Annotated in this window: 5 protein-coding genes; all 5 read right to left on the reverse strand. The window is 75.6% G+C overall.

Translation table 11 applies throughout. The features are described from left to right. Window positions 1-302: ANTAR domain-containing protein (locus tag ABD353_RS38745; protein ID WP_344628431.1), on the reverse strand; the 302-nt coding region annotated here is incomplete at its 3' end. 5 nt (window positions 303-307) lie between these two features. Then, entirely contained in the window at window positions 308-4,498 is a 4,191-nt protein-coding gene (locus ABD353_RS38750; RefSeq protein ID WP_344628432.1) for a HAMP domain-containing protein, read from the reverse strand. Window positions 4,499-4,621: 123 nt separating this feature from the next. Beyond that, window positions 4,622-5,056: an ATP-binding protein gene (locus ABD353_RS38755; RefSeq protein WP_344628433.1), complete on the reverse strand. Its 435-nt coding sequence runs from the start codon at window positions 5,054-5,056 to the stop codon at window positions 4,622-4,624. Next, window positions 5,053-5,445, reverse strand: a complete 393-nt coding sequence (locus ABD353_RS38760; protein ID WP_344628434.1) for an STAS domain-containing protein — start codon at window positions 5,443-5,445, stop codon at window positions 5,053-5,055. The genes ABD353_RS38755 and ABD353_RS38760 overlap by 4 nt, the downstream gene beginning before the upstream one ends. 101 nt (window positions 5,446-5,546) lie before the next feature. Next, window positions 5,547-7,716 (reverse strand): SpoIIE family protein phosphatase (locus tag ABD353_RS38765; RefSeq protein WP_344628435.1); only part of this gene is annotated, 2,170 nt, incomplete at its 5' end.

Consider the following 7,716-nt stretch of genomic DNA (forward strand, 5'->3'; position numbering starts at 1 on the left):
CTCTCGCCGAGGTCGGGGCCGGCGGCGGCGGTCTCGCCGGCGAGGTCGGCGGCGAGCCGGTCGGCGGGCACGCCGGCCTCGGCGGGGAGGGCGTCGAGCTGGGCGGCGGCGTCGGCGGGCGGGCAGTGCAGCCGTTCGGCGAGCATGCCGGTGGCGATGTCGACGAGCGGGCGGGTGGCGAGCCGGTCGCGGAGCACGTCGCGTTCGGCCTCCAGCCGCCGCAGGGCGAGGGCGAGCCGGTCGGCCGCGGGGGACGCGCGGTCGCGGGGCGCCCCGGTGTCGGCCGGGCCGGTCCGGTCCACGGCGGTCAGCCGTCCAGCCAGTGGATGATCCGGGCGAGCAGGTGGTCGGTGTCGACGGGCTTGGTGATGTAGTCGTTGGCGCCGGCCGCGAGGCTGCGGGCCCGGTCGCCGGGCATCGCCTTGGCGGTGAGGGCGATGATCGGGACGTCCGCGGTGCCGCCCTGTCCGCGGATCTCCGCGGTCGCGGTGTCGCCGTCCATCTCCGGCATCATCACGTCCATCAGGACGATGTCGGTCTCGGGGTGGCCGCGCAGTACGTCGAGGCCGGTCCGGCCGTTCTCGGCGTGCAGGACGCGCGCTCCGTGCAGTTCGAGCATGCCGGTGACGGCGAAGACGTTCCGGGTGTCGTCGTCGACGATCAGGACGGTGCGGCCGGCCAGCCGGGCGCGGTGCACGGGCGCCGGGGCGGGCGGGGCAGGCGGGGCGGCGGGCGCCTCCTCGGGCGGGGCCGTCGCCGTCCTGATCCTCTCGCGCAGGTCGTCGAGGCCGGCGGCCGTCGGCAGGTCGGGGGTGTCCGGCCGGTCGGGCCGGTCCGGGTCGGGGGACCGTTCAAAGTGGCCGATCACCGCGGGCCCGGCCGCGCGCAGGGCGTCGAGGACGGGTCGCAGCCGCTCGCCGGGCAGGTCGAGGTCGACGACGGCGCAGTGCCACGGGCCCCGGTCGAGCGCGGCGCGCAGTTCTTCGGCGTCGCCGACGGTGCGGATCTCGGCGGGCGGGTCGCGGCGGGCGGTGGCGCTGGTCGCGACGGCGGTGAGCAGGCCGGACGGGTCTGCCTCGACGACGAGCAGCCGGGCCGGGCGCGGCGGGGCGCTCTCGGCGGACTCCCCGAGTACGGCGCCGGGCAGGTGCAGGGTGAAGCAGCTGCCTTCGCCGAGGGTGCTGCGGGAGGTGATGGTGCCGCCGAGCAGGTGGGCGAGTTCGCGGCTGATGGACAGTCCGAGGCCGGTGCCGCCGTAGCGGCGGCTGGTGGTGCCGTCCGCCTGCTGGAAGGCGCCGAAGATGGACTCCAGGTGCTGCTCGGCGATGCCGATGCCGGTGTCGGTGACCCGGAAGGCGAGGCTGCCGGGCGGCACCGAGCCGTCGGCGGTGCTCTCCTCCGGGCCGGAGGGTTCGATCCGCAGCTCCACCCGGCCGCGGTCGGTGAACTTGACGGCGTTGGAGAGCAGGTTGCGCAGGACCTGCCGCAGCCGTGCCTGGTCGGTGTGCAGGGTGTCCGGCAGGCCGGGTGCGGTGACGACGGTGAAGTGCAGCCGCTTCTGCCCGGCGAGCGGCCGGAAGGTCGACTCGACGTACTCGAGGAGTTCGCGCAGCGGGAAGCGCTCGACGTGGATGTCCATCTTGCCGGCCTCGACCTTGGAGAGGTCGAGGATGTCGTTGATGAGCTGCAGCAGGTCGGAGCCGGCGGAGTGGATGATCTCGGCGTACTCGACCTGTTTGGCCGTCAGGTTGCCGTTCGGGTTCTGGGAGAGCAGCTGGGCGAGGATGAGCAGGCTGTTGAGCGGGGTGCGCAGCTCGTGGCTCATGTTGGCGAGGAACTCGGACTTGTACATGGAGGTGCGGGCGAGCTGCCGGGCGCGTTCCTCCAGTTCCCGGCGGGCCTGCTCGATCTCCAGGTTCTTGGTCTCGATGTCGCGGTTCTGGGCGGCCAGCAGGTCGGCCTTCTCCTCGAGTTCGGCGTTGGAGTCGCGCAGTTCCTGCTGGCCGTTCTGGAGTTCCTCGGAGCGGGCGCGCAGTTCGGCGGTGAGCCGCTGGGACTCCTCCAGGAGTTCGTCGGTGCGGGCGTTGGCGAGCAGCATGCTGAGGTTGGCGCCGAGCGCTTCGGTGAACCGGTCGAGGAAGTCGCGGTGCACCGCGGTGAAGGGGTGCAGGGAGGCGATCTCGAGGACGCCGAGCAGTTGGTCCTCGACGGTGACCGGCAGGACGACGAGGGCGCGCGGCGGGGCGGCGCCGAGGCTGGAGGAGACGGCGGTGTAGCCGTCGGGGAGGTCGGTGACGGCGAGCGGACGCCGGGTCAGGGCGGCCTGGCCGACCAGCGACTCGCCGGGCCGCAGCCGGGGCGGGCTGTCCCCGGCGGGTCGTCCGTAGCTGCTGACCAGGGCGAGTACGGTGCCGTCGGGGGTGTCCTCGGCGAGGTAGAAGGTGCCGTACTGGGCGCCGACCAGCGGGGTGAGCTCGTTCATGATGAGGTCGGCGACGACGGTGAGGTCGCGGTGGCCCTGGACGAGGGCGGTGAGCCGGGCGAGGTTGGTCTTCAGCCAGTCCTGTTCCTGGTTGGCGCGGGTGGTCTCGCGCAGCGACTCGACCATGGTGTTGATGTTGTCCTTGAGGTCGGCGACCTCGCCGGAGGCGTCGACGGTGATGGACCGGGTGAGGTCGCCCTCGGCGACGGCGCCGGTGACCTCGGCGATGGCCCGGACCTGCCGGGTGAGGTTGCCGGCCAGTTCGTTGACGTTCTCGGTGAGGCGCTTCCAGGTGCCGGAGACGCCCTCGACCTCGGCCTGGCCGCCGAGCCGGCCCTCGCTGCCGACCTCGCGGGCGACCCGGGTGACCTCGGCGGCGAACGAGGACAGCTGGTCGACCATGGTGTTGATGGTGGTCTTGAGCTCCAGGATCTCGCCGCGGGCGTCGACGTCGATCTTGCGGTTGAGTTCGCCGCGGGCGACGGCCGTGGTGACCTGGGCGATGTTGCGGACCTGGCTGGTCAGGTTGTGCGCCATGAAGTTGACGTTGTCGGTGAGGTCCTTCCAGGTGCCGGCGACGCTGGGCACGGTGGCCTGGCCGCCGAGGATGCCCTCGGTGCCGACCTCGCGCGCCACCCGGGTCACCTCCCCGGCGAACGCGGAGAGCGTGTCCACCATGGTGTTGATCACGCCGGCGAGCGCGGCGACCTCGCCCTTCGCCTCGACGGTGATCTTCTGGCTGAGGTCGCCGCGGGCGACGGCGGTCGCGACCTGGGCGATCGAGCGGACCTGCCCGGTCAGGTTGGACGCCATCACGTTGACGTTGTCGGTGAGGTCCTTCCAGGTGCCGGAGGCTCCGCGGACGGTGGCCTGGCCGCCGAGGTTGCCCTCGGTGCCGACCTCCCGGGCGACCCGGGTCACCTCGTCCGCGAAGGCGGAGAGCTGGTCGACCATCGTGTTGATGGTCTCCTTCAGCTCCAGGATCTCGCCGCGCGCGTCGACCCGGATCTTCTGGCCGAGGTCGCCGCGGGCGACCGCCGTCGTCACCTCGGCGATCGAGCGGACCTGGGCGGTGAGGTTGCCGGCCATCGAGTTGACCGAGTCGGTGAGGTCCCGCCAGGTCCCGGACACGTCGCGGACGTCCGCCTGACCGCCGAGCCGGCCCTCCGTGCCGACCTCGCGCGCCACCCGGGTCACCTCCCCGGCGAACGCCGACAGCCGGTCGACCATCGTGTTCACCGTGTCCTTGAGCTCCAGGATCTCCCCGCGCGCCGCCACCTCGATCTTCTGCGTCAGATCGCCCTCCGCGACGGCGGTGGCGACCTGGGCGATCGAGCGGACCTGGGCGGTGAGGTTGCCGGCCATCGAGTTGACCGAGTCGGTGAGGTCCCGCCAGGTCCCGGACACGTCGCGGACGTCCGCCTGACCGCCGAGCCGGCCCTCCGTGCCGACCTCGCGCGCCACCCGGGTCACCTCCCCGGCGAACGCCGACAGCCGGTCGACCATCGTGTTCACCGTGTCCTTGAGCTCCAGGATCTCCCCGCGCGCCGCCACCTCGATCTTCTGCGTCAGATCGCCCTCCGCGACGGCGGTGGTGACCTGGGCGATGTTGCGGACCTGGCCGGTCAGGTTGCCGGCCATGGCGTTCACCGAGTCGGTCAGCTCGCGCCAGGTGCCGGAGACGCCCTCGACCTCGGCCTGGCCGCCGAGCCGGCCCTCGCTGCCGACCTCGCGGGCGACCCGGGTCACCTCGGCGGTCACCCGGGACAGCTGGTCGGCCATGCCGTTGAAGACCTCGGCGATCTCGCCGAGCAGCCCGGGGCCGCCGTCCGGCAGACGGGTCCCGAAGTCGCCGTCGCGGACGGCCGTCAGCCCGGCGAGCAGCCGGCGCAGGTCGTCCTCCGGCAGCGGCCCGGGGGCCTGCGCGGGGTCGGGCCCGGCGGAGCGCAGGAACCGGCCCGCGGACCGGTCGGGTCCGCCGGGGCCGTGGTGTTCGGGCGGGATCGGTCGGTTCATCGTCGTCCTCGGCACGGTGCGGCACGTCCGGACGGGTGTCTTCCACGTCCACTCTGCCACCGCCGGCGGGCCGGGCGCTCCGCCTCCGGGGCGCCGTCCGCCGCGGGCGGCGGGCGGGTGCGCTCAGCGGTCGTCCACCGGTTGCTCGACCTCCAGCCACACGGTCTTGCCGGGCGGGCGCGGCACGCTGCCCCAGGACGCGGCCAGCCGGTCCACCACCCGCAGTCCGTGCCCGCCGGGCGAGGACCGCGGGCGGTCGGTCTGCAGCACGGGCAGGTCGACGCTGTCGTCGGACACCTCGACCCGCAGTCCGCCGCCGGTGCGCTGCAGGACGAGTTCGCGCGGCCCGCCGGCGTGCAGGCAGGCGTTGGTGACCAGTTCGCTCACCATCAGCAGCACGTCCTCGGCCACCGCCAGGCGTTCGCCGTCGACCGCGGGCAGCCAGCCCCAGTCGTGCAGGGCCTCGCGGGTGAAGTCCCGGCAGTGCTGCACCGCGCCGCGGGACTCGTACAGGGCCAGCCGCCGCACCTGCCCGGCCGGCCCCAAGGGCCCGGTCATCCGCCGCCGCCCGGTCCGGGCCCCGCCTCGGCGGTGCTGTCGACCACCCGGAAGATCTCGCCGGCGCCGGTGATCTCCAGCATCCGCCGCACCATCGCGGTGGGGGCGGCGAGCACCACCTCGCCACCGTCCGCCTGGGCCGACAGCCGGGCGCGCAGCAGCAGGTTCAGCCCGGTGGAGTCGCAGAACAACAGGCCGGAGCAGTCCACCACGACCAGGTCGGGGGGGTCGCGGAGCGCCCCGTCGAGGGCCTCCCGGAACGGCTCGGCGCTGTCGTGGTCGAGCTCGCCGGCCGGCGCCAGCACCCAGCGGCCGGCCGACCGGTCCACGGAGACGGTCAGCTGGTCGGCGCCCGCGGGTCCGCCGTGCGCCGCAGTGTCGGCGTCCATCGCCGGCTCCTCCCGTACGAGGGGGTGCTCACCTCCACCATAGGTCGGCGCGGGCCGCCGTCCCCGGCAGCGCTCCGGCGGCGCCGCGCCAGCGGCCCCGGTCAGGCCAGGCGCAGTCCGACCAGGCAGGTGTCGTCGAGCGGGTTGGGGGCGCCGAGGCGGCGCAGCACGTGGTCGAGGCAGCCCTCGATGTCGTCGGCGCGGTAGTCGCGCAGTGCCTCGACCAGGCGGTGCACGCCCCGGCCGAGGTCGCCGCCGCGGCGCTCGACCAGGCCGTCGGTGTAGAGCAGCAGGGTGTCGCCGGGTTCGAGGCGCAGCCGGGCGGGGCGGTAGCGGGCGCCGGGCACCGCGCCGAGGAGCATGCCGTCGGGCATCTCCAGCAGCCGGGCCTCGCCGCCGCCGCGGGTGACGACGGGCGGCAGGTGGCCGGCCCGGGCCCAGTCGAGGGTGCGGGCGGCCGGGTCGAGGCGGCCGCAGACGGCGGTGGCGGTGTAGTTGCCGCGTTCGTGGCAGAGCATCCGGTTGAGCCGGGCGAGCAGTTCCTCGGGCGGTGCGCCGGTGTAGGCGAGGCCGCGCAGGGCGTGCCGCAGGTTGGCCATGCCGGCGGCGGCGGGCAGGCCGTGGCCGGAGACGTCGCCGACCACGACGAGCACGGTGCCGTCGGGGAGGGCGAGGACGTCCCACCAGTCGCCGCCGACCTTGTTGCCCCGCCCGGCGGGCAGGTAGCGGGCGGCGGTGCGCAGTCCGGGGGTGGGCGGGCCGGCCGGGGCGTCCATCAGGGCGCGCTGCAGGGCGACGACGGCCCGGTGCTCGGTGTCGGCGCGGCGGCGCTGCTCGGCGAGCCGGGTCCGGGTGCCGGCGAGGGCCTGCTCGGCGCGGCGCCGGCCGGTGACGTCCTGCACCACGCCGCGGACGGCGACGGCGGTGGAGCGGTCGAGGCCGGGGCCGGCGGTGGCGAGCACCCGCAGGCTGCGCGCCTCCGCCTCCCGGCCGACCCGGAACTCCAGCGTGGTGTCGGCGGCCCCGGCGAGCAGTCCGGCGGCGGCGGAGCGGACCTCCTCGCGGTCGCCCGGTGCGACGGCGGCCAGGGCCTGGGCGAGGCCGATCCCGCCGCTGCCGTCGTCGGGCAGGCCGAGCAGCCGGGGGACCTCGGGCGAGCAGGTGAGCCGGGTGCTGCCCGGCTCCCAGCTCCAGGTGCCGAGCCGGGCGAGCCGCTGGGCCTGGGCGAGCTGGGTCTCCCGCCGGTCCCGCTCGTCGTGGGCGCGCCAGCTGACCAGTACGCCGTCCAGGAACGGCGTGGCGTGCAGGGTCATCGCGGAGGCCCGGACGGCGCCGCCGACGACCTCCTCGAAGCGTTCGGCACCGCCCTCGTAGGGGACGCCGGTGGCGGCGACCTCCAGCAGCCGGCCGAAGGTGCCGGAGGCGACCATGCCCGGGTACAGCTCGGTGAGCCGGCGGCCCACCATGTCGCCGGGGGTGCGGCCGGCCAGGTCGACGGTGGCCGCGTTGGCGTGCTCGACCCGCAGGTCGGTGACGCCGCCGCCGGTGTCGCGGACGGCGCCGAGGATCAGCACCGGGTCGAGCAGCGCGTCCAGCACGGCCCGGAACCACGGCTCGGCGACCGGCGCGGCCCGGCCGGGCCCGGCGGTGCCGCCCGCGCCGACCCGCTCCAGTTCGGCGGCGCAGAGCGCGGCCACCGCGGCGAGGTACCGCTCGATGTCCGGATCGGGCCGGTACTCCTCGGCCCAGCCGAGCTTCATCGCGCCGATCACCCGGCCGCCGGTGCGCAGCGGCAGCGCGCACACCGTGCGTCCGGGGACGAGGTCCTCGCCGGGGACGTCGGGGTAGCGGGCCGCGAAGTCCCTGCGGGTGGCGACCCAGACGGCGGCGCCCGACTGGGCGGCCTCGGTGAGCGGCAGGGCGGTCATCGGCGGGATCCGCTGCCACTGGCTGAGCCGGTGCGCGGAGACTCCGTGGCTGCCGACCAGGCGCAGGGCGCCGTCGGGTTCGAGGAGGGCGAGGACGGCGGCGGTGACGCCGAGCGGGGCCAGGGCGGTGTCGTGCAGCAGCCGGGCGAGGTCCTCGGTGTTGCCGGCGGAGGCCAGCGCGGCCGCGGCGAGGTGGTAGCGGGCGGCGAGTCCGCGGGCGGGCAGCCCGTCGGCGGCGGGTTCCGGGGTGTCCGGGCCGGGGCCGGGCGTCGGACCGGGCGGCTCGACCGGCTCCGCGCCGGCGACCGCCGGGCCGGGGCGGTCCGGTCCGGCCGTCCGGTCC

The sequence above is a fragment of the Kitasatospora arboriphila genome (assembly GCF_039528095.1).
GTDB classification, from domain to species: domain Bacteria; phylum Actinomycetota; class Actinomycetes; order Streptomycetales; family Streptomycetaceae; genus Kitasatospora; species Kitasatospora arboriphila.